This window comes from Streptomyces sp. NPDC058295, from assembly GCF_042880655.1.
Taxonomy (GTDB): Bacteria; Actinomycetota; Actinomycetes; order Streptomycetales; family Streptomycetaceae; genus Streptomyces; species Streptomyces coriariae.
Genome location: NZ_JBHVYO010000002.1, coordinates 12483 through 35606 on the forward strand (window position 1 = coordinate 12483; position 23124 = coordinate 35606).

Consider the following 23124-nt stretch of genomic DNA (forward strand, 5'->3'; position numbering starts at 1 on the left):
CCCCTCCATGGGACTTCTCGACGACAAGGTCGTCCTCGTCAACGGCGGCAGCCAGGGCGTCGGCGCGGCCATCGCCCGGGCCGCCGTCCGCGAGGGCGCCCTGGTCGCCGTCACCGGACGGCGGCCGGAGCCGGGCGAGGCGCTGGTGGCGGAGCTGACCGCCGCCGGCGGCAAGGCGCTCTTCGTCCGGGCCGACCTCTCCGACGCCGGGCAGGCGAAGGGGGCGGTGGCCGACACGGTGGCCTCCTACGGCCGCGTCGACTGCCTGGTGAACTCGGCGGGGCTGACCTCCCGGGGCACGCTGCTCGACACCACGCCCGAGCTGTTCGACCAGCACATCGCGATCAACCTGAAGGCGCCGTTCTTCGCCATGCAGGCGGCCGTCGCGGACATGCTGGCCCGCGAGGCGTCCGGCACGGTCGTCAACATCATCACCTCTTCGGCCCACGGCGGTCAGCCGTTTCTCGCGCCGTACGTCGCCGCGAAGGCCGGCCTGATCGGCCTGACCCGCAACGCGGCGCACGCGCACCGCTTCGACCGGGTCCGGATCAACGGCCTCAACATCGGCTGGACGGCCACCGAGGGCGAGGACGCGACACAGAAGGCCTTCCACGGCGCCGGGGACGACTGGCGCGAGCAGGCCGCCGCACGACTGCCGATGGGCAAGCTGGGCCAGCCGGACGAGATCGCCGACTTCGTGGTGTTCCTGCTGTCCGAGCGGTCGGGCGTGGTCACCGGATCAGTGATCGACTGGGACCAGAACGTCCTGGGCGGCCTGGACTGAACCCCCCGAGCCCGCCTGATCCCTCCGACCCCGCCCAGCCACTCTGAGCCAGACAAATGGAATCCCGCCCAGCCACTCTGAGCCAGCCGGACAAATTGAATCCCGTCCAGGCGCTCAGAGCCAGCCAGGCACTGAGCCCACCCGGGCATTTGGGCCCGGCCCAGGCATTCTGAGCCCGTCCGGCGATTGAGGACGAGCCCGAAGGGCGACGGGGCCTGGGGCAGAGCCCCAGCAACCGACAGCAACCAAAATCACGGAAAGCAGCGGAGCGCATGCGCATCGGAATCCTCGGCCTCGGCCGCATCGGCGCCTTCCACGCCGAGACCCTCTCCGGACTCGACGCCGTCGGGTCGCTCGTCGTGGCCGACCCCTTCGCGGAAGCCGCCAAGAAGGCCGCCGAGCGGTTCGGCGCCGAGGTCGCGGACTCCCCCGAGGCCGTGCTGGCCGCCGGGGTGGACGGCGTCGTGGTCGCGGCGGCGACGGACGCCCACCCGGGCCTGATCCTGGCCGCCGTCGAGGCGGGCATCCCGGTCTTCTGCGAGAAGCCCGTCGCGAAGACCATGAGCGAGGGCGTGGAGGTGCTCAAGGCCGTCCGGGGCAGTGCCGTCCCCATCCAGATCGGCTACAACCGCCGCTTCGACGCGGGCTTCGTCGCCGCGCGGGCGGCGGTGACGGCCGGCGAGCTGGGCAAACTGCACACGGTCCGCTCGACCACGCTCGACCCGGCCCCGCCGCCGGCCGCGTACGTCGCCGCCTCCGGGGGCATCTTCCGGGACTGCTCCGTGCACGACTTCGACATCATCCGCTGGGTCACCGGCCGTGAGGTGACGGAGGTGTACGCGGTCGGCGGCAACCGGGGCGCCGACTACATCAAGGCGGCGGGTGACGCCGACACCACCGGAGCGATCCTCACCCTCGACGACGGCACGATCGCGGTGGTCTCCAACTCCCGTCACAACGCCCGGGGTTACGACGTCCGCATGGAGATCCACGGCTTCACGGACTCGATCGCCGTCGGCCTGGAGGACAAGCTGCCGCTGCGTTCGGTGGAGCCCGGCGTGACCTTCCCGGCCGGTACCCCGCACGACTTCTTCATGGACCGCTTCACCGCCGCCTACCGCGCCGAACTCACCGCGTTCACCGAGGTCGTGGCCGGCACCCGGACCTCGCCCTGCACGATCGAGGACGCCCTGGAGGCGGGCTGGATCGCGGAGGCGTGCACGCTGTCCCTGCACGAGCACCGGCCGGTGACGATCGCGGAGGTCCGCGCCTCCTGAGCCCGGCACATCCGCGCGCGAGGGCGACCGGGGAGAGGTGTTCCCCGGTCGCCCTCAGCGGCTCACAGGCCGTAGCGGACCGCGAACTCGTCCGGGTCGTAGGCGTCCCGGGCCGGGTCACGCGGGGTGGCCGGCCGCTCCTCGACCATGTCCTGCGGGCGTACTCGCTCGGGCAGCGCGCCGAACCGGGCCCGGCGCCGGCCCTCCGCGGTGCCGGCCTGCTCTTCCTCCTGCATCTCACCCTCCCCGTCCCCGACCGCACATACCTGGTACCTGTCTGAACGTCCTCACCTCGCCGCTGGTTCCGCGGGCAGGTTGAAGATGTGGTCCGGGGAGATGATCGTGGTGATCGCGTCGCCGAACAGGGTGCTGGGTTCCTCGTTCTTGTAGTTGATATCGGTGTTGAGCACGACGACGAGGGTCGCCCGTGCCGACGGCAGGTAGATGGTCAGGGACTCGTAGCCGGGCAGCGAGCCGTTGTGGCCGATCCAGCCCTGCACGTTGAAGATGCCGAGACCGTAGCCGGCGCCCGGAATGGGCGTCGGCGGGGTGATCAGGCGCTGCTTCTGGGTGGCCGGGCTGACCATCCGCTCGCCGTCGGGCAGCACACCCGTGGCCACGGTACGCGCCCAGATCCGCAGGTCGTCCAGCCGGGAGATCATCGCGCCGGCCGCCCAGCCCCAGGACGGGTCCCAGTCGGCGCTGTCCTCGACCTTCCCGGTCGCGGTCTGGTTCGTGTAGCCCTGGGAGTGCGGGGCCGGGAACTCGTTGCCGGTCGGGAACAGCGTGTGGTCGAGGCCCGCCGGGTCCAGGATGTGGTCCTGGATGTAGTCGTTGAGATGCTGACCGCTCATCTGCTCGACGACCAGGCCGAGCAGGATCAGGTTGGTGTTGCAGTAGTAGAACTTCTCGCCCGGCGGGAACAGCACGGGGTGCTTGAACGAGTAGTCGAGCAGCTGCTGCGGGGTGAACGGCCGCTGCGGGTCGGAGGTCAGCGCCTTGAAGAAGTCCTCGTCCGCCGAGTAGTTGAACAGTCCGCTGCGCATGCCGGCCAGCTGACGCAGGGTGATCTTGTCGCCGTTCGGTACGCCGTCGATGTACTCGCCGATGGTGTCGTCGAGGCCGATCTTCCCCTCGTCGACCAGCTGGAGGATCGAGGTGACGGTGAACGTCTTGGTCTCGCTGCCGATGCGCATGTAGAGACCGGGGTCCATCTCCCGCCCGGTGCTCTTGTCGGCGACACCGAAGGACTTCACGTACTCGCCCTTGCCGGGCGTCCAGATGCCGACGGACACGCCGGGGATGCTCGCCTGCTTCATCACCCGTTGCACTGCGTCGTCGACCTGCTTCTGCACGGCCGGGGTGAGTTCGACGACGCCGTCCCCGGACGAGGACGGCGAGGGCGGCTCGGTGCCGGTGACCGCCGTGGCGGCCGAGGCGGGCACGGCCATCACCCCGCCCGCGGCCGGCACCACCAGCGCCCCCACGGCGGCGGCGACGACGATCCCCCTGCGCAGTCGGATACACGAGTGTGTCATGGGCTCGCTCCCGTATGAGGAGGTTCCGCCGCAGGCCACAGCCGCACCAGGGGGCACGGGCCGCATGCGGCCCATCACCACCACGATACGAGCGCGGGCGCGCCGCCGCCTGTCGGCGACGGCGCGACGCGCCTGGTGATCCGGTCCCCCGGTCAGGCTCCGCAGGAGCGCAGGAACTTCCGGGTGCGCACCGCGACGGGCAGCGGCCGGTCCGGCTCGCACGGGTACATGTCCTGTTCCACGATCGCGAACAGCTCGACGCCGAGGCGCTGCGCCGCGATCAGGATCGGCTCCAACTCCGGTACACCGGAGGGCGGTTCGCACATCACTCCGCGCTGCACGGCCGGACCGAACGGCACCCCGTCCCGGACCACGTCGGCGAGGACCGCCGGGTCGACCTGCTTGAGGTGGAGGTAGCCGATGCGTTCGCCGTAGTTCTCGATCAGCTCGAGGCTGTCCCCGCCGCAGTAGGCGTAGTGACCGGTGTCCAGGCAGAGGTTGACCAGTTCGCCGTCGGTGGAGTCCAGGAAGCGCTCGACGTGGTCCTCGGTGTCGATGTGTGTGTCGGCGTGCGGATGGACGACGAGGTCCAGCCCGTACGTCTCCTTCACCTCGTGGCCCAGCCGCTCCATGCCCTTGGTGAGGTGGGCCCACTGTTCGCCCGTCAGCTCCGGCGGTTCCAGGATCTCGGCCGTCTTGTCGTCCCGCCAGAAGGACGGGATGACGACGAGGTGCCGCGCGCCCATCGCCCGGGTGAGCGCGGCCACTTGACTCACATGCGCCCAGGTGGACTCCCAGACGGACGGGCCGCGGTGCATGCCGGTGAAGACCGTCCCGGCCGAGACGCGCAGTCCCCGCCGGGCCACCTCGTCGGTGAGACGGGCCGGGTCGGTCGGCAGATAGCCGTAGGGGCCGAGTTCGATCCAGGAGTAGCCGGCCTCGGCGACCTCGTCCAGGAACCGTTCCCAGGGCACCTGCCGGGGGTCGTCCGGGAACCACACGCCCCAGGAGTCGGGGGCCGAGCCGACCCGGATGCGGTCGAGAACGTTCGCCATGTCAGGGCATCCTCTCCCCAGGACTCGCCACGGGCGCGGTGAGGTCCTTCTCCTCCGGGAGCTCCTCGACGTCGACTCCCCGCACCTGGGCCAACTCGTGCTTGAGGGCGGCGAGTTCGGTACCGCCGGCCATGTGGTTGGTGAGTTCCTCGAGGCTGACCTGGTCGCGGGAGGCGGAGAGTTCCATGGTGCCCAGGCGCAGGACGCTGAAGTGGTCGCCGACCATGTAGGCGTGGTGGGGGTTGTGGGTGATGAAGATGACGCCGAGGCCGCGGTCGCGGGCGGCGGCGATGTACTTGAGCACGACCCCGGACTGCTTGACGCCGAGGGCGGCGGTGGGCTCGTCCAGGATGAGGACGCGGGCGCCGAAGTGGACGGCGCGGGCGATGGCCACGCACTGGCGCTGGCCGCCCGACAGCGTGCCGATGGGCTGTTCGAGGTCGTCGAGGACGATGCCCATGTTGCGCAGTTCCTCGTCGGCGGTCTGCTTCATCCTCTCGATGTCGAGACGGCGCACCGGCCAGGGGCCCTTGGTGAGTTCGGAGCCGAGGAAGAAGTTGCGCCAGACCGGCATCAGCGGGACCGTCGCCAGGTCCTGATAGACGGTGGCGATGCCCTTGTCGAGGGCCTCGCGCGGGGTCGAGAAGCGCACGGGGTGGCCGTCGACGAGGAACTCGCCCTCGGTGTGCTGGTGCAGCCCCGAGACGATCTTGATGAGGGTGGACTTGCCGGCGCCGTTGTCGCCGAGGACACAGGTCACCTGGCCCGGGCGGACGGCGAGGTCGACGCCGTGCAGGGCACGGATGTTGCCGTAGGACTTGCCCGCGTTACGCAGTTCGACGAGCGGACTGTCACCGCCCTCGGGGGCCGTGTCCGCGAGGATGGCGCCGTGCGTGCCGGTTCCGTCGGTGGTCATTCGGGTCACCTCCGGGTGGCCGTGCGCTGGACCCACAGATTGATCAGGACGGCGCCCAGGAGCATGACGCCGAGGAAGGCCTTGAACCAGTCGGGGTTCCAGCCCGCGTAGACGATGCCCTGCTGCACCATCCCGAACATGAACGCCCCGAAGACCGGGCCGATCGCCGAGCCGGCACCGCCGGTCAGCAGACAGCCGCCGATGACGGCCGCGGAGATGTAGATCAGCTCCTGGCCGACGCCCTCGCCGGACTGCACGGTGTTGAACGTGAACAGCTGGTGCATCCCGACGAACCAGGCACCGAAACCGACCAGCATGAACAGCGAGATCTTGGTGAACGTCACGGGCACACCGACCGCCCGCGCCGACTCCTTGTTGCCGCCGACCGCGAAGATCCAGTTGCCGTACTTGGTGCGCAGCAGGACCCAGGTGGCAATGGCCGCGAAGACCAGCCAGTACACGATGGTGATCTTGACCTGTACGCCGCCGACGTCGAAGGACGAGGCGAAGACCTTCTTGGCCTGGCCGAAGCCGTCCATGTCACTGATGTCGTCGGTGGCCACGTTGGTGGTGACCAGCTTGGTCACCGCGAGGTTCACGCCCTGCAGGATCAGGAACGTGCCCAGCGTGATCAGAAAGCTCGGCAGCCCGGTCTTGACGACCATCCAGCCGTTGAGGAAGCCGATCCCGAGGGACACCAGCAGGGCGACCACCACACCGACCCACACGTTCATGGTGAGTTGGTAGCTGAGCATGGACGCGGTGAGCGCCGAGGTGATGACGGCGACACCGGCCGACAGGTCGAACTCGCCGCCGATCATCAGCAGCGCCACGGGCAGCGCCATGATCCCGATCGTCGACGACTGGTACAGGATGTTGGCCATCGAACTGCCGTCACGCACCGGCGGAGCCGAGATCAGGAAGAACACGTACACCGCGACCGCGCCCAGGAACACCCCCACCTCGGGGCGGGCCAACAGCCGCAGGGCCAGCGGGCGTTGCTTGGTCCGGCCGTCGCTCTCCTTGCGGCCGGGGGCCGGCGGTGTGGTCACCGCCGGCTCGGCATGGTGGGTCATGCTCATCACCGGGTGCCCTTCGCGGCGAACGAGGCGACCGCGTCGACGTTGGTCTTGTCCACGAAGGCCGGACCGGTCAGCACCGGCTGCTCGCCGCCGCCCATGTAGTTGCCGTTGTTCTTGTAGAGCCACAGCGAGTCGACCGCCAGGTAGCCCTGGAGGTAGGGCTGCTGGTCGACGGCGAACTCGATCGTGCCCTTGTCGATGGCGCTCGTGAGGTCCTTGTTGAGGTCGAAGGTGGCGATCTTGGCCTTGCTGCCCGCGTCGGCCTTCGACTGCACCGCCGTCAGCGCGAACGGGGCGCCGAGGGTGACGACGTAGTCGATGGCCTTGTCCTGGCTCAGCTTGGCGGTGATCGTCGACTTCACGGACGGCATGTCGGTGCCGTTGACGTACAGGGTCTCCGTCGTGCCCGAGAACGTCTTCTTCACACCGGCACAGCGCTGGGTGAGGCCGATGTTGCCCTGTTCCTGGATGACACAGACGGCCTTCTTCGCGCCCTCGGAGTTGAGCCTGTTGCCGAGCGCCTCGCCGGCCACGGTCTCGTCCTGGCCGAAGAACTCCATCAGGCCGAGGTTCTTCCACTCGCTGACACCGGAGTTGAGGCCGACCACGGGTATCTTCGCGGCCTTCGCCTTGGCTATGACGTCCTTCAGCGCGTCCGGCTTGGCGAGGGTGACCGCGATGCCGTCGACCTTCTGGTCGATCGCGTTCTGGATCAGGTTGGCCTGGTTCCCGGCGTTCGGGTCGGCGGAGTAGACCAGCTTGACGTTGTCCTTGGCGGCGGCCGCCTCGGCGCCCTTGCGGACGATGTCCCAGAAGGTGTCGCCGGGCGACTGGTGGGTCACCAGGGCGACCGTCATCTGCGGAGTGCTCGCCTTGCCCGCGGAAGCGCCGTCCGCGCTCTCATCGGACTTCTTGCCGCCGGAACTGCTGGAGCAGCCTGCGAGGGTCAGGGCCACCGCCGCGGCCATGGCCACGACCGGGGCGATTCTGCTCGAACGGGAGGAAGAAGAGCTGTCCATCTTTCCTGCACCTCACTGTGCGACGGAGAAAACGACGGGAAAAGGGGAGACGATCGCGAAGATCCGGGGCCCGTTTCTACTCAGATTGGGGCCATGGGGCCGGGTCCGCGACTGTTCAGGTGTCTCGGACCCGGCGTGCGCTGCTGATGCCGGATCCAATCCCTTGCCGAGCTCACTGTCAATACTTTGTTAAGACATCATTTCACAAGCAGGTCCGAATGTAAGTACAAAGTCTTGACAGTGCGGGTCCCCTGGACCTACACCTGGGAGACGCAGGCCCACGATCACCGTGAGGAGCGTCGCACATGGCCGAGCCGGCTCCGCCACGGGACGTGATCACGATGGGTCGTACCGGGATCGATCTCTACCCCTTGCGACCGGACGTACCCCTCGCCCGCACGGAGACGTTCACTAAGGACCGTGTCGCCCTCGCCCGGCGGGAGTTGACCCTGAGGGCCGGGACCGGGACCGGGGCCGGAACGGGGCCCGGGACCGGCAGACGAACCGGGGGACTCCCCGTCACCGGCAGACCCGGCCCACCCGGCTGATCCGGTCCACCCGCCCGTCCGCCCCCAACCGTTCTCCCACCCGACCCCACCGACCCGAGGAGGTGCCCCGATGGCGAAGACCGGCGACCGATCACGTGCCGTGCCCGGCTCCGCGCTCGACCTGCTGCACTTCGCCCTGGACCGCACCAGCCCCGTGCCGCTCTACTACCAGCTCGCCCAGCAGCTGGAGGCGGCGATCGAACAGGGAGCGCTCGCCCCGGGCAACCTCCTCGGCAACGAGATCGACCTGTCGACCCGCCTCGGCCTGTCCCGCCCGACGGTCCGCCAGGCCATCCAGTCCCTGGTCGACAAGGGACTCCTGGTGCGCCGGCGGGGAGTCGGCACCCAGGTCGTGCACAGCCAGGTGAAACGGCCGCTGGAACTGAGCAGCCTCTACGACGACCTGGAGGCCGCCGGACAAGGACCCACCACCCATGTCGTCCGCAACGAGCACGTGCCGGCGACCGCCGCCGTGGCCGCCGCGCTCGGCGTCCCGGAGGGCAGTGAGGTCACCCTTCTGGAGCGGCTGCGCGCCACGCACGGACAGCCGGTGGCCTTCCTGTGCAACTACCTGCCCCCGGCGCTCCTGGACCTCGCCACGGAACGCCTGGAGTCGACCGGCCTGTACCGGCTGCTGCGTTCGGCCGGCATCACCCTGCACAGCGCCCGCCAGACCATCGGCGCCCGCTCCGCCACCGCCGAGGAGGCCGAGCTGCTGGCCGAGAAGAAGGGGGCGGCCCTGCTGACCATGCAGCGCACGGCGTACGACGACACCGGCCGGCCGGTCGAGTACGGGACGCACATCTACCGTGCGTCCCGGTACGCGTTCGACTTCCAGTTGCTGGTCAGACCCTGAGGACCGCCGGGAACGGCCCGGGAGCTACCTCGGGGCCATCCGCAGCGCGCCGTCCATGCGGATGGTCTCGCCGTTGAGGTAGTCGTGGTCGACGATCGCCAGGGCCAGCCGGGCGTACTCCTCGGGCCGGGCCAGGCGGCGCGGGAAGGGCACCCCCTCGGCGAGCGAGGCGCGGAACTCCTCCGACACCGTCGCCAGCATCGGCGTCTCCACGATGCCCGGGGCGATGGTGCACACCCGGATCCCGTACTGGGCGAGGTCGCGGGCGGCGGGCAGGGTCAGGCCGACGACTCCGCCCTTGGAGGAGGCGTAGGCGGCCTGGCCGATCTGTCCGTCGTACGCGGCGATGGAGGCGGTGTTGACGATGACACCCCGCTGCCCGTTCTCGTCGGCCTCGGTCGCGGCGATGGCCTCCGAGGCGAGCGCGAGCACGTTGAAGGTGCCGACCAGGTTGATCTGGATCACCTTGGCGTACAGGCCCAGGTCGTGGACGCCCTTCTTGCCGAGGATCCGCGCGGACGGGCCGATACCGGCACAGTTGACGACCGTGCGCAGCGGGACACCGGAGCCCGCCGCGGTGGCGACGGCGGCGCCGACCTGCTCGGGGTCGGTGACGTCGGCGGGCACATAGGTCACGCCGGGCACCTCGGGTGCCTTGTCGATGCCGTCCTTGAGGTCGAGGGCGAAGACCCGGGCGCCGCCCTCGGCGAGGGCCTTCGCGGTGGCCGCGCCGAGGCCGGACGCACCGCCGGTGACAAGGGCGGCGGTGTTCTCGAGCTGCATCATCACTCCTTGCCGAGGACGGTGAGCACACCGCCCTCGTCACGGTCCAGCGCACGGGAGATGATCATGCGCTGGATCTGGTTGGTTCCTTCGAAGATCTGCATGACCTTGGCTTCGCGCATATAGCGCTCCACCGGGAAGTCGCGGGTGTATCCGTACCCCCCGAGGACCTGCACGGCGTCCGTGGTCACCTTCATGGCGTTGTCCGTGGCCACGAGTTTGGCGATCGACGCCTCCCGTGTGAAGGGCAGGCCGAGATCCTTCAACCGGGCGGCGGACAGCGCGGTGGCCCGCGCCGACTCGATCGCGGCGCCCATGTCGGCGAGCACGAACGCCAGTCCCTGGTGCTCGATGATCGGCTTGCCGAAGGTCTCCCGGTCCCGCGCGTAACGCACCGCGTGGTCGAGGGCCCCCTGGGCGAGGCCGGTGGCGACGGCCGAGATACCCAGCCGGCCGCAGTCGAGGGAGGCGAGCGCGATCTTCAGCCCCTGCCCCTCCTGCCCGATCCGGCGCTCGACGGGCACCCGGACGTCTTCCAGCCGCATGGTCGCGGTCGCCGAGCCCGTCAGGCCCATCTTCCGCTCCGGCGGGTCGGCGCTGAGTCCCGGGGTGCCGGCCGGGATCAGGAAGCAGGAGATGCCGTGCGCCCGGTCGTCGGAGGTGCGGGCCATGACCGTGTAGAAGTCGGCGTAACCGCCGTGCGTGGTCCAGGCCTTGGTGCCGTTGAGCACGTACTCGTCGCCCTCGCGCACCGCGCGGGTGAGCATGGCCGCCGGGTCGGATCCGGCGTGCGGCTCGGACAGGCAGTACGCGCCGAGCAGCTCACCGCCCAGCATGTCCGGCAGCCACCTGCGCCGCTGCTCCTCGGTGCCGAAACGGGCCAGCGGGAAGCAGGACAGAGCGTGCACGGAGATGCCCACGGCGACGCTCGACCAGACCGCGGCGACCTCCTCCAGCACCTGGAGGTAGACCTCGTACGGCTGGTCCGCCCCGCCGTCCTCCTCGGCGAAGGGCAGCCCGAGCAGGCCGCTGCGCCCGAGGGTGCGGAAGACGTCCCGGGGGAACGCCCCGTCCGCCTCCGCGTCGGCGACCCGGGGTGCGAGTTCCTTGGCGGCGAGGGTGCGCGTGAGCTGGATGAGCTCGACGGCTTCCTCGGTCGGCAGGGCACGAGTGGCAGGCATGGTGACCTCCACGTAGGAGTACCGGTGAGTACTGGAAGTGATACTGGAGTGCGTACGAACGTATCATTCACAGTACGGCAATGGCGCGGTGACCGGCACCCGACCGCGGCCGGAACGCGTCCGCTCCGGCCCGCTTCGGTCCGCTCCGGTCCCCTACGGTCCGCTTCGGCCCGCGTCAGGAGGAGATCCGCTTCAGGAGGAGACGGCGTGCACGATGAGCGACGCGAGCTGTTCGTAGGCCTCCGCGTCGGTCAGCCCGGTGCGGCTCTTGAGCTCGCCCTGCTGGATCTGGCGCATGGTCGCGGCGGCGACCTCGCCGACGAACGCCGTGTGCACCTCGCGGAAGGCGCCGTCCGAGACGCCTTCCGCGATCAGCCGGCGCACCCGCTCCGCGGCCATCCGCGTGTTGGCCTCGTACACCTCGCGGGCCGGCGGGAAGTCCGCCACGTCGTCGAGGAACCGGCGTGAGAGCGGGCGCAGCTGTTCGGCCACGGCGGTCAGGTAGACGCGGACACGGTCCGAGGGGTCGACGGTCTGCGCCACCCGCTTCTCGACCGCCTCGGTGGCCCCGCGGAAGTAGTGCTTGACGGCCTCCACGACCAGCCCCTGCTTGCTGCGGGCGAGCTGGTACAGGGTCGTCTTGGAGCAGCGCAGCCGTTCGGCGAGGTCGTCCAGGGTGAGGTCCGAGAACCCCTCCGCCGTCAGTAGCGCGACGAGGCGTTCCAGCAGGTCGGCCTGTCTGGCGGTGCGGCGGTTGGGCGGCATGATCTCAGCGTAGCCTCCCCCCTTGCCCCCGGGGTGACCGCCGCGGGGCGCCCCGGCCGGCGCCCGCCTCGTCAGTGCGCGGCCCCCAGCCGGGAGCGCTGGTCCACGGTCAGCTCCAGGTCGACGGCGGCCAGGTTCTCCTCCCACTGCGCCACCGACGACGCCCCGGCCAGCGGGACGGTCGGCAGCTCCCCGCCCAACTGCCAGGCCAGCACTACCTGGTTGACGCTCGCGCCGGTCTGGCGGGCGACCTCGCGCAGCACGGTGAGCCGGGCCGGGGTGCCCGGGTGGTCGTAGTCCGGCGGCAGGGGCTTGTCCTGCCGTACGTAGGCGCCGGTGAGCAGCGGCGAGTAGGCGACCAGGGTGAGATCGGGCTCGGCCCGCAGACAGCCGAGGAGTTCGGCGCCGGCGTGACCGAGGCCGCCGTCCGGGAAGGGCTCGCTGGGGACGTCGGACCGTGGGCGCAGATGACTGTGCCGGTACTGGAGCACCTCGTAGCCGGGCAGTCCCGCCGCGGCGGCGAGGGCGCGGGCCCGCTCCACCCGCCACACGGCCTGGTTGCTCACCCCGAGCATGCCCGCCGTGCCCTCGGTCACGAGTTCCGCGAACCCCTCGACGGACTGACCTCGCGCCGGGTGGCCGGGTCGGTGCCTATGGTGCGGTACTTCATGCGGGATCCTCCCGTTCGGCCGGTGTCCTCCGGCTCGCACGGGAGTCCTGCGCTTGAAGTGCGCTTCAGGGCAAGGGCGTTTTCCGGACGGCGAAGGCGGCCGACGGGACCGGCGACGGTCCCCGAACGCACCGAAGCCGCCTTCTCGATGACGAGAAAGCGGCTTCCGACCTGCCGTGAAGCTGGTCGGGACGACAGGATTTGAACCTGCGACCCCTTGACCCCCAGTCAAGTGCGCTACCAAGCTGCGCCACGTCCCGGTGCGCCGCGCACGGTGTTCGCCGTGCGATCGCGCGAACAGCACTTTACCCCACACCGGGCGGTGCGCCGTAAAGGGTCCGGGCGCGGGACAATCGCCGTATGGACGGTGTGGACAGCGCAGGAGGCACGAGCGGCGGCCGGTCCGCCGGTCCCCGGGACCGGGACGGCGAGGGGCGGGCGCGCAACGCCCGGCCGCGGGACGGGCTCGGCCGGCCCCTGCCGTACGGCACGCCCGGTGTGGAGCGGCAGCCCGAGGGCGTCGTCCGCACCCCGGAGGCGACCGTCGCCGAGGCGCAGGCCCTGCTGGACGCCGGGAAGCCGTTCCACGCGCACGAGGTGTTCGAGGACGCCTGGAAGGCGGGTCCCGAGTCGGAGCGTGCCCTGTGGCGCGGGCTCGCGCAGCTCGCGGTGGGTCTGACGCACGCCGCCCGGGGAAACCTCACGGGCGGGGCCCGGCTGCTGCGGCGCGGGGCCGGGGCGGTGCGGGAGTGGGCGGCCGGCGCGGGGCAGGACCGGCCGTACGGGATGGATCTCGCCGGCCTGGCCCGCTGGGCGCGGGAGCTGGCGGACGCCGTGGAGCGGACCGGCGCCGCCGTGGACGCGAGGACCCGGGCGCCCCGGCTGCGCTGACCCGGCCCGGTCACTGTCAGTGGCGTACGGCAGACTCGTGGCGTGCGAAAGATTCATGTCATCGGTATCGGCGCGGGCGACCCCGACCAGCTGACCCTGCAGGCGGTCCGGGCGCTGCGGAGCACGGACGTGTTCTTCGTCCTGGACAAGGGCGAGGTGAAGAGCGACCTGACGCGGTTGCGCCACGACATGCTCGACACGCACCTGCCGGACGGTGCGTACCGGGTGGTCGAGGCCCAGGACCCGGAGCGGGACCGCCGGGCCGGCGGCGCGGCCTACTCCCCCGCCGTCGGCGACTGGCGCAGCGCCCGCGCCGGGATCTACGAGCGGCTGATCACCGAGGAACTCGGCGAGGACCAGAGCGGCGCGTTCCTGGTCTGGGGCGACCCGGCGCTCTACGACAGCACGCTGGCCATCCTCCAGGAGGTACTGGCCCGCGGCGCGGTGGCCTTCGAGTACGACGTCGTGCCCGGCATCAGCAGCGTCTCGGCGCTCGTCGCCCGGCACCGCACGGGCCTGAACCGGGTGGCGCGTCCGGTGCAGATCACGACGGGCCGGCGGCTCGCCGAGGGCTTTCCGGAGGGGGTGGACGACGTGGTGGTGATGCTGGACGCCCACCAGACCTTCCGGCAGTACGCCGATCAGGACGTCGACATCTACTGGGGCGCCTACATCGGCACCCCGGACGAGATCCTCGTCTCCGGTCCGATCGCCGAGGCAGGACCCCGCATCGAGCGGCTGCGCGCCGAGGCACGCGCACGCAAGGGCTGGATCATGGACACCTATCTGCTGCGCCGCGACCCGGGGCAGGAGTAACCTCCCCCGGGCGGCCTTTCCCCGCGTGCGCGGCGGGGGTGCCGGTGTGATCGTGACCTCGTGACCGTCTCCGAGGAAGTCGCTCCGGCCGCCGCCCAGCCGCCCGTCCTGGACCCGCGCCGACGGAACATCGTCTTCGGGACGATCGTGCTGGGGATGCTCCTCGCGGCGCTGGACCAGACGATCGTGGGCACGGCGCTGCCGACGATCGTGTCGGACCTCGGCGGGGCCGCGCACATGTCCTGGGTGGTCACCTCGTACCTTCTCGCCGAGACCGTCGCGACCGTGCTGGTCGGCAAGTTCGGTGACCTGTTCGGCCGCAAGGTCGTCTTCCAGGTCTCGGCGATCGTGTTCATCACGGGCTCGTTCCTGTGCGGCCTGGCGACCGACATGACGCTGCTGATCGCCTGGCGGGCCATGCAGGGGGTCGGCGCGGGCGGCCTGATGGTGACGGCGATGGCGCTGATCGCCGACGTCATCCCGCTGCGGGAGCGGGGCAAGTACCAGGGCGCGATCGGGGCCGTGTTCGGCGTGGCCACCGTCATCGGACCGCTGCTGGGCGGGCTGTTCACCGACCATCTGTCCTGGCGGTGGGCGTTCTACGTCAACGTGCCCCTCGCGATCCTCGTCGTCTTCGCGGCCGCCCGCACCATCCCGGTGGTGAAGTCGGCGGTCCGGCCGGTCATCGACTACCTGGGCATCGCGCTGGTCGCGGTCGGCGCGAGCGCGCTGATCCTGGCGACGAGCTGGGGCGGCAACGAGTACGCGTGGGGTTCGGGCGTCATCATCGGCCTGTTCGCGGGCGGTGCCGTCGCCCTCGCCCTCTTCTGCCTGGTCGAGACGCGGGCGCAGCAACCCATGCTTCCCATGCGGCTGTTCGCCAACCCGGTCTTCTCCGTGTGCTCGATCCTCAGCTTCATCGTCGGCTTCGCGATGCTCGGCGCGCTGACCTATCTGCCGACCTACCTCCAGTACGTCGACGGCGACTCGGCCACCGTCTCCGGTGTGCGCACGCTGCCCATGGTGCTCGGTCTGCTCATCGCGTCGGTCTTCAGCGGCAACGTGGTCAGCAAGACCGGGCAGTACCGCCTCTTCCCGATCGTCGGATCCCTGGTGATGGGCGTCGGGCTGTATCTGATGTCCGGCATGGGTCCCGGCACGGGCGCGTGGCTGGAGTCGCTGTACATGTTCGTGCTCGGCACCGGCATCGGCCTGTCCATGCAGGTGCTCACGATCGCCGTGCAGAACACCGTCGAGTACGCCGACCTGGGCACCGCCACCTCCGGTGTCACCTTCTTCCGCACGCTCGGCAGCTCCTTCGGCACGGCCGTCTTCGGCACCCTCTACACCAACTCCCTCACCCCGAACCTGAAGGAGGGCATCGGGGCCGCCACGTCGGCGGCGGCCGGCAGCGTCGACACGGCGACCATCGCCGAGGCGGCGACCAGCCCGGAGGGCCTGCACCGACTGCCTTCCGACATCGCCGACCCGATCGTGCACGCCTACGCCGACACCATCCAGACGGTGTTCCTGTGGACGGTGCCGGTCGCGGCCGTCGGTTTCGTCGTCGCCCTGTTCCTGAAGCAGGTCGAGCTGCGCGACAGCGCGCGGATGAGCTCCACCGACATGGGAGAGGGGTTCGGCCAGCCGTCCGGCGCGGACTCCCGGCGGGTGCTGGAGGCCTCCGTCGCGAAGATCATCGGCGGTACGGACGCGGACACCGCGCGCCGGATCGTCGAGAGCTCCGACACCCGCCTCGACATGGCCGGGGCCTGGGCGGTGATGCAGGTCGAGCTGTTCACCCGGATGGTCGGGCACACGAGCCTCGGGCTCGTCGCCGCCCGTCGGCAGCTGCCGCCCGAGGTGCTGCTGCCGGTGTTCGACCGCATGGTCGACGAGGGCTATCTGACCCGCCACGGTTCCCTGCTGTCCCACACGGAGGCGGGCACGCGCGAGGCCGGGGTGATCACCCACGCGTGGGGCGAGTGGCTGGAGGAGCGGGTGGCGCAGGACATCGGCCGTCCGGCGGGCGGCGACCTGCGGGCGGCGGTCGACACCATCGCCAAGCGGCTCCTGGTCGAGGATCTCAACGAGGGCCTGCCCAGGCGCCGTCCGGAGCCGGAGCCGGCGGCCGTCGCGGCGCCCTGAGGACCGGCGGTCCGGGCCGTACGGCTAGCGCAGCAGGAGTTGGAGGCCGCCCACCACGGTCGCCGCGATCACCAGCCGCTCGAAGAGCCGCTGGTCGATGCGGGGGACGGCCCACTTGCCGAGCAGGGCGCCGGGGACGACGAACGCGACGAGTGCCGCGTCCAGGAGGAGGGAGTCCCCGTCGATGAGTCCGAGGCTCGCGCTGAACGGCACCTTCGAGACGTTGACGATCAGGAAGAAGAAGGCGGAGGTGCCGAGGAAGCCGAGTTTGCGGAAGCCGGCCGAGAGCAGGTACATCGACATCACCGGCCCGCCGGCGTTGGCGACCATGGTGGTGAAGCCGCCGAGGACGCCGTAGGAGCGGGCCTTGACGCGGCTGGACCGGGTGGCCACGGCGTCGGGTTCGCCGTCCGCTTCGGCCGTGCGGCGGCGCCACACCGTGACACCCGCCATCAGCAGCAGGATCGCGCCGATCGAGGTGCGCACCATGCCGTCGTCGGCCCACACCAGGAACACCGTCCCGAAGACCACGCCGGCCGCGACCGCCGGGAACAGCCGCCACAGGGTGGGCCAGTGGGCGTGCCGCCGGTAGGTGAGCACGGCGAGGACGTCGCCGGCGATCAGGATCGGCAGCAGGACGCCCGTGGAGGCGCGGGCGGGCAGGATCGCCGCGAAGATCGCGAGGCTGACCGTGTTGGCCCCGCTGACGGCGGTCTTGGAGAAGCCGACGAGCAGGGCCGCGAGGGCCAGCGCCGCGAACTCCCAGCCGGTGATGTGCCACAAGTTCATCGTGTTCATGCGGAGACCGATGCTACGCACACCTACCGGGCGGTCCGAAGCCGTCTCGCCTGGTGGCTGTTCCCGCCCCACCGGCCTCTCACCCGGCGGTCCCGGCCGACGGCGTCAGCGCCGTTCGGTGCCTCCCGGTGCCGCTCAGCGCCGTTCGGTGCCTCCCGGTGCCGCTCAGCGCCGTTCGGTGCCTCCCGGTGCCGCTCAGTGCCGCCCGGTGCCCTCAGTGCCGTTCCACCAGCACCGCGCTGCCCTGTCCGACGCCCACGCACATGGTGGCCAGCCCGCGCTCCGCTCCCGTGCGGCGCATGCGGTGCAGGAGGGTGGTGAGGATGCGGGCGCCCGAGCAGCCGAGCGGGTGGCCGAGGGCGATCGCGCCGCCACTGGGGTTGACCCGGCCGGGGTCGATGCCGAGCTGGTCGACGCAGGCGAGCACCTGGGCGGCGAACGCCTCGTTGAACTCGGCCTCCTGGACGTCGTCGACGCTCCAGCCGGCCCGGGCGAGCACCTTGCGGGTGGCGGGGACCGGGCCGATGCCCATCACGTCGGGGTGGACGCCGGCGGAGGCGCCGGCGACATACCGGCCCAGGGACTCCAGCCCCAGTTCGTCGAGTGCCTCCTCGCTGACGAGGAGGAGCCCGGCCGCGCCGTCGTTCATGGGTGAGGCATTGCCCGCGGTGACCGTGCCGCCCTCCCGGAACACGGGCTTCAGCCGCGCGAGCTTCTCCGGCGAGGTGTCCTCGCGGATGCCCTCGTCGGCGTCGACGACCACGCCGTCCGGGCGCCGTACGGGCAGGAGTTCGTCGTCGAAGTGGCCGTCCCCCCGGGCCAGCGCCGCCAGTCGGTGGCTGCGCAGGGCGAAGGCGTCCTGGCGCTCGCGCGTGATGCCGTACCGGGTGGCGACCTCCTCGGCGGTCTCTCCCATGGCGAGCAGGCCGTGCAGCTCCTTCATGGCGGGGTTGACCAGGCGCCAGCCGAGCCGGGTGTCGACGGTCTCGACGCGGTGCGGGAGGGCCTCGTCGGGGCGGGCCAGGACGAAGGGGGCGCGGCTCATCGACTCGGAGCCGCCGGCCAGCACGATGTCGGCCTCGCCCGCGGCGATCGTGCGGGCCGCGGTCGTGACGGCCTCGAGACCGGAGGCGCACAGCCGGTTCACCGTGGCGCCGGGCACGGTCTCGGGGAGGCCGGCGAGCAGGGCGGCCATCCGGGCGACGTTGCGGTTGTCCTCGCCCGCCTGGTTGGCGGCGCCCCAGTAGACGTCGTCGATCCGGGCCGGGTCGAGCGCGGGCACCTCGGCGACCAGGCCGCGGATGACGGTCGCGGCGAGGTCGTCGGGCCGTACGCCGGACAGGGCTCCGCGCAGTCTGCCGACGGGGGTGCGGCGGGCGGCCGCGAAGTGGACGGGACGCACGTCAGGACTCCTTGATTAGCACTGCTAGTTTTCTGACTGTAGACCCCGGTCCGACCCCCTGGGAAGATCCCCGGAAGCCTTCGCCGACGCAGCTGGAGGAGCGATGACCGAACACGTCCTCACCGGGACCCGCGGCACGATCGTCGTGCACGAGTGGTCCCCCGCGCGGCCCCGCCGGCTCGTCCTCGTGGTGCACGGCTACGGCGAGCACGCCGGCCGCTACGGGGAACTCGCCGACGTCCTGACCGGCCACGGCGCGGCCGTCTTCGCCCCCGACCACATGGGACACGGAAGGTCGGCGGGCGAGCGCGTGGTGATCGAGGACTTCGAGGACGTCGTCACCGATGTGCACACCGTGGCGCGGCTCGCCCGGGCCGCGCACCCGGACCTGCCCCTGATCGTGGTCGGGCACTCCATGGGCGGCCTCATCGCGGCCCGGTACGCGCAGCGGTACGGCGGCACACTCGCCGCCCTCGTGCTGTCCGGCCCGGTGATCGGCGGCTGGGAGCTGCCCGGCCGGCTGCTGGCGCACGAGCGGATCCCCGACCTCCCCGTCTCGCCCGCCGCCCTGTCCCGCGACCCCGCGGTGGGCGCGGCCTACGCGGCGGACGAGCTGGTCTGGCACGGGCCGATGAAGCGGCCGACGCTGGAGGCGTTCGTACGGACCCTGGAGACCGTGGCCGAGGGCGGCGACATCGGCCCGCTGCCCCTGCTGTGGCTGCACGGGGACGACGACCGGCTGGTCCCGCTGCCCGGCAGCCGGGCCGGCGTCGAGCGGCTGAGCGGCGGCGCGCCGACCGAGCGGATCTACCCGGGGGCCCGGCACGAGGTCTTCAACGAGACGAACCGCGCCGAGGTGTTCGCGGACGTGACGCGCTTCCTCGACAGTGTGCCCGCGTCCTGAGACGGAACGGAGATGCGCCTGTTTGCGGTGGTGTGACCGGGGCACCCGCGCCAGCATGGAGTGGTTGCGCAGTGCCGCCTGTGTGGGCGAGGACCCCGAGCTGTTCTTCCCCGTGGGCACGAGCGGACCCGCCCTGCGCGACACCGCGGCGGCCAAACGCGTCTGCGCCCGCTGCACGGTGCGTGCCGAGTGCCTGTCGTACGCGTTCACGATCGGACGGACGTCGGGTGTGTGGGGCGGGACCGGCGAGGAGGAACGCGCGGAACTGCTCCGTACCGCCAGACACGACGCGACGACGAGGAGTACCGCATGACTGTCGTGAAGAGCCCCCTGCCCGAACCGGCCCGCCAGGTCACCTTCGACGCGTTGCAGACCACCCTCGTGGATCTTCTGGGCCTCTCCCTGATCGGGAAGCAGGCGCACTGGAACATCGTGGGGCCCCGGTTCCGCTCGATCCACCTCCAGCTCGACGAGGTGGTCTCGACGGCCCGTACGTTCTCCGACACGGTCGCGGAGCGCGCGGCGGCGCTGGGCCTGCCGCCCGACGGCCGCCCGGAGACGATCGCCTCGGCGTTCACCCTGCCGTCGCCGAAGGACGGCTGGCTGCGCGACGAAGACGTCGTCCAGCTGATCGCGGAGACGCTGGGCGCGGCCATCGCACGGCTGCGGGAGCGGATCACGGCGACCGAGGAAGCCGATCCGGTCACCCAGGACCTGCTCATCGGCATCACCGCCGAGCTGGAGAAGCAGCGGTGGATGTTCGAGGCGGAGAACTGGCCGCGCGAGAGCTGATCCGGGAAAGGAGCGAGAGACCGTCATGACCGACGCGCTCGAACTCGACGCGCTGTGGGAGGACTTCCACCGCGTGGTGAACATGACCTCGCAGGAACTGGCCGCCTGGCTGCGGGTGCGGGACGCCGACGAGAACGCCGAGCCCCTGCCCGAGGAGGCGGGAAGCCCCACCGGGCGGCATGTGCTGGCGATCCTCCAGAAGCGGCGCATCGACCTGACCGACGACGACGTCCGGGTGATGTACCGGGTCGTGGACACGGTCACCGCACAGACGGACCTGGAGAACGAGCCCAGGGCCGAGGACACCCGCGGACGCCACCGTCTGATGACGATCGGCCACGATCCGCTCAAGCCCTGAGACCCCACGCGGGCCGCCCGCGCCTCAGCCGGTGAGCCGGGAGAGCGCCGCCGACACCAGCGTGCGCACTCCCGGCACCAGCACGGACGGGTCCGGCGCGAACAACGGGCTGTGGTTGCCCGGCACGCCCGCGAACTTCTCCCGCAGCTCCTCCCCCGGCGCCGCCTCCCACACGGGCGCCGGGGTCGAGGTCACGTACCAGAAGTCGTACGGCACGCCCGCCGGGGCGAGCAGGGAGAAATCCTCACTGCCCAGCGCCTGGCCGAAGTCGAACACCGTGTGCCCGCCGAAGAGTTCACGGTGCACGGCGGCGATCTCCCCGTCCAGGGCGGCGTCGTTGACGGTGGTCGGGCAGCCGGCGTGGACCGTGACCTCGGGCGGGACCGGGCACCCCGCGGCGGCGCACTCCCCCTCGACGACCCGCCGGATCGCCGCGAGGACCCGCTCGCGCGCCCGGGTGTCCTGGGTGCGCACGTTCAGCGCGAGCCGGGCCTCGGCGGGGATGATGTTGGCGTTCGTACCGGCGTGGAAACTCCCCACCGTCAGCACCACCGACTCGCTCGCCGCCACCTCGCGCGCGACCACGGTCTGGAGCCTGGTGACGATGTACGCGGCCGTGACGACCGGGTCGACCGTCGACTCCGGCCGCGAACCGTGCCCGCCCACACCGTGCACGACGACGTCGACGTCGTCCGAGGCCGACAGCGTCAGGCCGGGGGTGTGCGGGTAGAACCCGGCGAGCCCCGGCGCCACGTGCTGGCCGAACAGCACGTCCGGGCGCGGGAAGCGGGCGTGGATCCCGTCGGCGACCATCGCCCGAGCGCCGCCCCCGGCCTCCTCCGCGGGCTGCCCGACCACGACGAGCGTCCCGGACCAGGCCTCGCGGGCGGCGGCGAGCGCCTCGGCGGCGGCCGCAAGCCAGGTGACGTGCAGGTCGTGGCCGCAGGCGTGCATCACCCCGTCGACGGTCGAGGCGTACGGCAGCCCGGTCGCCTCCCGCACGGGCAGCGCGTCCATGTCGCCGCGCAGCCACACCACCGGCCCGTCGCCGTTCGCGAGCACCCCGACGACACCGGTGCGGGCCACCCCCTCCGTCACCTCGTACCCGGCCTCGCGCAGCCGCAGGGCCAGCTTCCCGGCGGTGCGGTGTTCCTGGAAGGACAGTTCGGGGTGCCGGTGCAGATCCTGGTAGAAGCCCGCCAGCCGGCCGGGTTCGAGTCCCGAGGTGATCTCGCGGGTCAGGCGGGCGACAACGGCCGGTTCGGTCATACCGCGCAGCCTAGGAGAGTGGTCCCGCCGGCCGCAGCCGACGGGCGTGATCGGCCGAACGGTCGAGGAACCGGCGTGTGAAGCCCGGCCGTTCGGCCGAGGCCGGCCTCGGCGGCTTCCCCCGGCCGGGTGAGGTCCACGTGCCGGCCGGACCGGATGTCCGGAACCCGCTGCGGGTGGTCGTGGTCACCACCTTCGAAGCCGAAGCCGGGTGCGCGCAACCGCGTCGAGATCGCTGCCTGGGCCTGGCAGCACGGGCACGCGCGGCCGTGACCGGGACCGGGACCGCCGGAGCGTCAGAGGTCCAGCAGGCGGGTGACCGTGCGCAGCACCCCGTTGTCGTTGTTGGAGGGCGCGAGGTGGCGGGCCCGGCGGACGACCTCCGGGTGGGCGTTGGCCATGGCGAACGACCAGTCGGCGGCGTCCAGCATCTCCAGGTCGTTGAGATAGTCGCCGAACACCATGGTCTGCGCGGGTGTGATGCCGAGCTCGCGCTGGAGGGCGCGCAGCGCGGCGCCCTTGTTGGCGGTGCGGTTCATGACGTCGACCCAGTGCTCGCCGGAGACGACGACCTGGTGGGTGGCCGCGAAGGGGGCGAGGGCCGGCGCGGTGGTCCGCTCGGCGGACCCGAAGTCGAAGAGGGCGACCTTGATGATGTCGTCGTCGACGGCGGTGACGTCCTCGACGACCCGGTGCCGCAGGTAGTACCGGCCCACCTCGGCCAGGAACGCCTCGTCGGCCCGCTCGACGTAGGCGGACCGCTTCCCGCAGACGACGGCGCCCAGGTCGACGCCGTCGGACGTGAGCCCGCGCACGGTCTCCATCACCCGCGCGACCACTCCCGGGGCGAGCGGGTCGGAGCTCAGCTCCTCCCCGTCGCGCACCACGTAGGTGCCGTTCTCCGCTATGAACACCATGCCGTCGGCGACCTCGGCGAACTCCGCGGCCAGGGTGGCGTACTGGCGCCCGCTCGCCGGGGTGAACAGCACCCCGCGCTCCCGCAGCCGCGCCAGTGTCTCCCACAGGCCCTCGGGCACCTTCTTGTCGTCGTCGAGCAGCGTGCCGTCCATGTCGGTGACGACCAGCCGGATGTCGACGGGACCCGCCGGGGAGGCGGACGCGGTCGGGCGGGGGGCGTGCGAGTAGGGCATGGCCTGCTTCCTGTACGGGATCACCGGATTTTCACCCTACCGGGGACAACGGTGATCATCCGGCGGCACAATGGCGGACGGAGGCCCGTGACACGGGCAGGACCTGAGAAGGAGCGGTCGG

At 71.3% G+C, this 23124-nt stretch carries 24 protein-coding genes and 1 tRNA gene; 10 read left to right on the forward strand and 15 right to left on the reverse strand.

The features are described from left to right. The first annotated feature begins 7 nt into the window (after positions 1–7). A complete protein-coding gene (locus tag ACFVYS_RS02385) occupies positions 8–784 on the forward strand; it encodes an SDR family oxidoreductase (protein WP_389498062.1) in 777 nt (258 codons plus the stop codon). A 272-nt stretch (positions 785–1056) separates the two neighbouring features. Next, positions 1057–2061 carry a Gfo/Idh/MocA family oxidoreductase gene (locus tag ACFVYS_RS02390; protein ID WP_389498064.1) on the forward strand — a complete coding sequence of 335 codons (1005 nt, stop codon included), beginning with the start codon at positions 1057–1059 and terminating at the stop codon, positions 2059–2061. Between the two features lie 62 nt (positions 2062–2123). On the opposite strand, the gene ACFVYS_RS02395 is transcribed toward ACFVYS_RS02390, so the two are convergent. The 6 genes from ACFVYS_RS02395 to ACFVYS_RS02420 form a co-directional block, all read right to left on the reverse strand. After that, the gene (locus ACFVYS_RS02395) at positions 2124–2297 is read right to left on the reverse strand and encodes a hypothetical protein (RefSeq protein ID WP_389498066.1); all 174 of its coding nucleotides are present in this window, start codon (positions 2295–2297) and stop codon (positions 2124–2126) included. Positions 2298–2348: 51 nt separating this feature from the next. Beyond that, positions 2349–3599 (reverse strand): serine hydrolase domain-containing protein, encoded by a 1251-nt coding sequence (locus ACFVYS_RS02400; protein ID WP_389498068.1) that lies wholly within the window; start codon positions 3597–3599, stop codon positions 2349–2351. 152 nt (positions 3600–3751) lie between these two features. After that, positions 3752–4654 carry a sugar phosphate isomerase/epimerase family protein gene (locus tag ACFVYS_RS02405; protein ID WP_389498070.1) on the reverse strand — a complete coding sequence of 301 codons (903 nt, stop codon included), beginning with the start codon at positions 4652–4654 and terminating at the stop codon, positions 3752–3754. 1 nt (position 4655) lies between these two features. Continuing rightward, positions 4656–5570 carry an ATP-binding cassette domain-containing protein gene (locus ACFVYS_RS02410; RefSeq protein ID WP_389498072.1) on the reverse strand — a complete coding sequence of 305 codons (915 nt, stop codon included), beginning with the start codon at positions 5568–5570 and terminating at the stop codon, positions 4656–4658. A 5-nt stretch (positions 5571–5575) separates the two neighbouring features. Further along, positions 5576–6652, reverse strand: coding sequence for an ABC transporter permease (locus ACFVYS_RS02415; protein WP_389498073.1), 1077 nt, complete (start codon positions 6650–6652; stop codon positions 5576–5578). Next, positions 6652–7671 (reverse strand): sugar ABC transporter substrate-binding protein, encoded by a 1020-nt coding sequence (locus tag ACFVYS_RS02420; protein ID WP_389498075.1) that lies wholly within the window; start codon positions 7669–7671, stop codon positions 6652–6654. The genes ACFVYS_RS02415 and ACFVYS_RS02420 overlap by 1 nt, the downstream gene beginning before the upstream one ends. Before the next feature lie 618 nt (positions 7672–8289). On the opposite strand from ACFVYS_RS02420, the gene ACFVYS_RS02425 reads away from it, so the two are divergent. Continuing rightward, complete coding sequence (locus ACFVYS_RS02425) at positions 8290–9075, forward strand: GntR family transcriptional regulator (protein WP_389498076.1); 786 nt, start codon at positions 8290–8292, stop codon at positions 9073–9075. A gap of 24 nt (positions 9076–9099) precedes the next feature. Here ACFVYS_RS02425 and ACFVYS_RS02430 read toward each other — a convergent pair whose 3' ends face one another. The 5 genes from ACFVYS_RS02430 to ACFVYS_RS02450 all read right to left on the reverse strand — a co-directional run bounded on the left by ACFVYS_RS02430 (position 9100) and on the right by ACFVYS_RS02450 (position 12734). Further along, the gene (locus tag ACFVYS_RS02430) at positions 9100–9858 is read right to left on the reverse strand and encodes an SDR family NAD(P)-dependent oxidoreductase (protein WP_389498604.1); all 759 of its coding nucleotides are present in this window, start codon (positions 9856–9858) and stop codon (positions 9100–9102) included. Positions 9859–9860: 2 nt separating this feature from the next. Next, positions 9861–11039, reverse strand: coding sequence for an acyl-CoA dehydrogenase family protein (locus ACFVYS_RS02435; protein ID WP_389498078.1), 1179 nt, complete (start codon positions 11037–11039; stop codon positions 9861–9863). A gap of 192 nt (positions 11040–11231) precedes the next feature. Further along, on the reverse strand, positions 11232–11804 hold the full coding sequence (locus tag ACFVYS_RS02440; RefSeq protein ID WP_389498080.1) for a TetR/AcrR family transcriptional regulator: 573 nt from the start codon (positions 11802–11804) through the stop codon (positions 11232–11234). Between the two features lie 71 nt (positions 11805–11875). Further along, positions 11876–12514, reverse strand: a complete 639-nt coding sequence (locus ACFVYS_RS02445; RefSeq protein WP_389498082.1) for an aldo/keto reductase — start codon at positions 12512–12514, stop codon at positions 11876–11878. A 143-nt stretch (positions 12515–12657) separates the two neighbouring features. Continuing rightward, positions 12658–12734, reverse strand: a tRNA-Pro gene (locus tag ACFVYS_RS02450). 100 nt (positions 12735–12834) lie between these two features. Between ACFVYS_RS02450 and ACFVYS_RS02455 the strand changes: the two genes are divergently transcribed. Genes ACFVYS_RS02455 through ACFVYS_RS02465 form a run of 3 tightly spaced genes read left to right on the forward strand, consistent with a single transcriptional unit; the run spans position 12835 to position 16329 of the window. Then, positions 12835–13365 (forward strand): DUF309 domain-containing protein, encoded by a 531-nt coding sequence (locus ACFVYS_RS02455; protein ID WP_389498084.1) that lies wholly within the window; start codon positions 12835–12837, stop codon positions 13363–13365. A gap of 42 nt (positions 13366–13407) precedes the next feature. Then, on the forward strand, positions 13408–14181 hold the full coding sequence (gene cobF, locus ACFVYS_RS02460) for a precorrin-6A synthase (deacetylating) (protein ID WP_389498086.1): 774 nt from the start codon (positions 13408–13410) through the stop codon (positions 14179–14181). A 60-nt stretch (positions 14182–14241) separates the two neighbouring features. Then, entirely contained in the window at positions 14242–16329 is a 2088-nt protein-coding gene (locus tag ACFVYS_RS02465; protein WP_389498088.1) for an MDR family MFS transporter, read from the forward strand. Positions 16330–16353: 24 nt separating this feature from the next. Here the strand turns inward: ACFVYS_RS02465 and ACFVYS_RS02470 are convergent, their stop codons facing one another. Then, positions 16354–17127 (reverse strand): sulfite exporter TauE/SafE family protein, encoded by a 774-nt coding sequence (locus ACFVYS_RS02470; RefSeq protein WP_389498090.1) that lies wholly within the window; start codon positions 17125–17127, stop codon positions 16354–16356. Positions 17128–17341: 214 nt separating this feature from the next. Then, positions 17342–18529, reverse strand: coding sequence for a thiolase family protein (locus ACFVYS_RS02475; protein WP_389498091.1), 1188 nt, complete (start codon positions 18527–18529; stop codon positions 17342–17344). Positions 18530–18632: 103 nt separating this feature from the next. Between ACFVYS_RS02475 and ACFVYS_RS02480 the strand changes: the two genes are divergently transcribed. The 4 genes from ACFVYS_RS02480 to ACFVYS_RS02495 are packed head-to-tail and all read left to right on the forward strand — an operon-like array spanning position 18633 to position 20583. Continuing rightward, on the forward strand, positions 18633–19433 hold the full coding sequence (locus tag ACFVYS_RS02480) for an alpha/beta hydrolase (protein WP_389498093.1): 801 nt from the start codon (positions 18633–18635) through the stop codon (positions 19431–19433). A gap of 55 nt (positions 19434–19488) precedes the next feature. Then, positions 19489–19746: a WhiB family transcriptional regulator gene (locus ACFVYS_RS02485; protein ID WP_389498095.1), complete on the forward strand. Its 258-nt coding sequence runs from the start codon at positions 19489–19491 to the stop codon at positions 19744–19746. Further along, positions 19743–20225 carry a Dps family protein gene (locus ACFVYS_RS02490; protein ID WP_062642819.1) on the forward strand — a complete coding sequence of 161 codons (483 nt, stop codon included), beginning with the start codon at positions 19743–19745 and terminating at the stop codon, positions 20223–20225. Before ACFVYS_RS02485 ends, ACFVYS_RS02490 begins: the two co-directional genes overlap by 4 nt. A 25-nt stretch (positions 20226–20250) precedes the next feature. After that, positions 20251–20583, forward strand: coding sequence for a DUF3140 domain-containing protein (locus ACFVYS_RS02495; protein WP_389498097.1), 333 nt, complete (start codon positions 20251–20253; stop codon positions 20581–20583). A 24-nt stretch (positions 20584–20607) separates the two neighbouring features. Here ACFVYS_RS02495 and ACFVYS_RS02500 read toward each other — a convergent pair whose 3' ends face one another. Continuing rightward, entirely contained in the window at positions 20608–21852 is a 1245-nt protein-coding gene (locus ACFVYS_RS02500) for an amidohydrolase (protein ID WP_389498099.1), read from the reverse strand. Positions 21853–22148: 296 nt separating this feature from the next. After that, positions 22149–23003: a Cof-type HAD-IIB family hydrolase gene (locus tag ACFVYS_RS02505; RefSeq protein WP_389498101.1), complete on the reverse strand. Its 855-nt coding sequence runs from the start codon at positions 23001–23003 to the stop codon at positions 22149–22151. Positions 23004–23124: the final 121 nt, after the last annotated feature.

What these genes read in the sequence shown, in the direction of transcription:
- ACFVYS_RS02490 (WP_062642819.1), top strand. Translation starts at nt 19,743, where the DNA reads ATGACTGTCGTGAAGAGCCCCCTGCCCGAACCGGCCCGCCAGGTCACC.
- ACFVYS_RS02440 (WP_389498080.1), bottom strand. Translation starts at nt 11,804, where the DNA reads ATGCCGCCCAACCGCCGCACCGCCAGACAGGCCGACCTGCTGGAACGC.
- ACFVYS_RS02480 (WP_389498093.1), top strand. Translation starts at nt 18,633, where the DNA reads ATGACCGAACACGTCCTCACCGGGACCCGCGGCACGATCGTCGTGCAC.
- ACFVYS_RS02505 (WP_389498101.1), bottom strand. Translation starts at nt 23,003, where the DNA reads ATGCCCTACTCGCACGCCCCCCGCCCGACCGCGTCCGCCTCCCCGGCG.
- ACFVYS_RS02500 (WP_389498099.1), bottom strand. Translation starts at nt 21,852, where the DNA reads ATGACCGAACCGGCCGTTGTCGCCCGCCTGACCCGCGAGATCACCTCG.
- ACFVYS_RS02410 (WP_389498072.1), bottom strand. Translation starts at nt 5,570, where the DNA reads ATGACCACCGACGGAACCGGCACGCACGGCGCCATCCTCGCGGACACG.
- ACFVYS_RS02470 (WP_389498090.1), bottom strand. Translation starts at nt 17,127, where the DNA reads ATGAACACGATGAACTTGTGGCACATCACCGGCTGGGAGTTCGCGGCG.
- ACFVYS_RS02455 (WP_389498084.1), top strand. Translation starts at nt 12,835, where the DNA reads ATGGACGGTGTGGACAGCGCAGGAGGCACGAGCGGCGGCCGGTCCGCC.
- ACFVYS_RS02485 (WP_389498095.1), top strand. Translation starts at nt 19,489, where the DNA reads ATGGAGTGGTTGCGCAGTGCCGCCTGTGTGGGCGAGGACCCCGAGCTG.
- ACFVYS_RS02395 (WP_389498066.1), bottom strand. Translation starts at nt 2,297, where the DNA reads ATGCAGGAGGAAGAGCAGGCCGGCACCGCGGAGGGCCGGCGCCGGGCC.
- ACFVYS_RS02385 (WP_389498062.1), top strand. Translation starts at nt 8, where the DNA reads ATGGGACTTCTCGACGACAAGGTCGTCCTCGTCAACGGCGGCAGCCAG.
- ACFVYS_RS02425 (WP_389498076.1), top strand. Translation starts at nt 8,290, where the DNA reads ATGGCGAAGACCGGCGACCGATCACGTGCCGTGCCCGGCTCCGCGCTC.
- ACFVYS_RS02420 (WP_389498075.1), bottom strand. Translation starts at nt 7,671, where the DNA reads ATGGACAGCTCTTCTTCCTCCCGTTCGAGCAGAATCGCCCCGGTCGTG.
- ACFVYS_RS02405 (WP_389498070.1), bottom strand. Translation starts at nt 4,654, where the DNA reads ATGGCGAACGTTCTCGACCGCATCCGGGTCGGCTCGGCCCCCGACTCC.
- ACFVYS_RS02435 (WP_389498078.1), bottom strand. Translation starts at nt 11,039, where the DNA reads ATGCCTGCCACTCGTGCCCTGCCGACCGAGGAAGCCGTCGAGCTCATC.
- ACFVYS_RS02415 (WP_389498073.1), bottom strand. Translation starts at nt 6,652, where the DNA reads ATGAGCATGACCCACCATGCCGAGCCGGCGGTGACCACACCGCCGGCC.
- ACFVYS_RS02390 (WP_389498064.1), top strand. Translation starts at nt 1,057, where the DNA reads ATGCGCATCGGAATCCTCGGCCTCGGCCGCATCGGCGCCTTCCACGCC.
- ACFVYS_RS02430 (WP_389498604.1), bottom strand. Translation starts at nt 9,858, where the DNA reads ATGCAGCTCGAGAACACCGCCGCCCTTGTCACCGGCGGTGCGTCCGGC.
- ACFVYS_RS02495 (WP_389498097.1), top strand. Translation starts at nt 20,251, where the DNA reads ATGACCGACGCGCTCGAACTCGACGCGCTGTGGGAGGACTTCCACCGC.
- ACFVYS_RS02400 (WP_389498068.1), bottom strand. Translation starts at nt 3,599, where the DNA reads ATGACACACTCGTGTATCCGACTGCGCAGGGGGATCGTCGTCGCCGCC.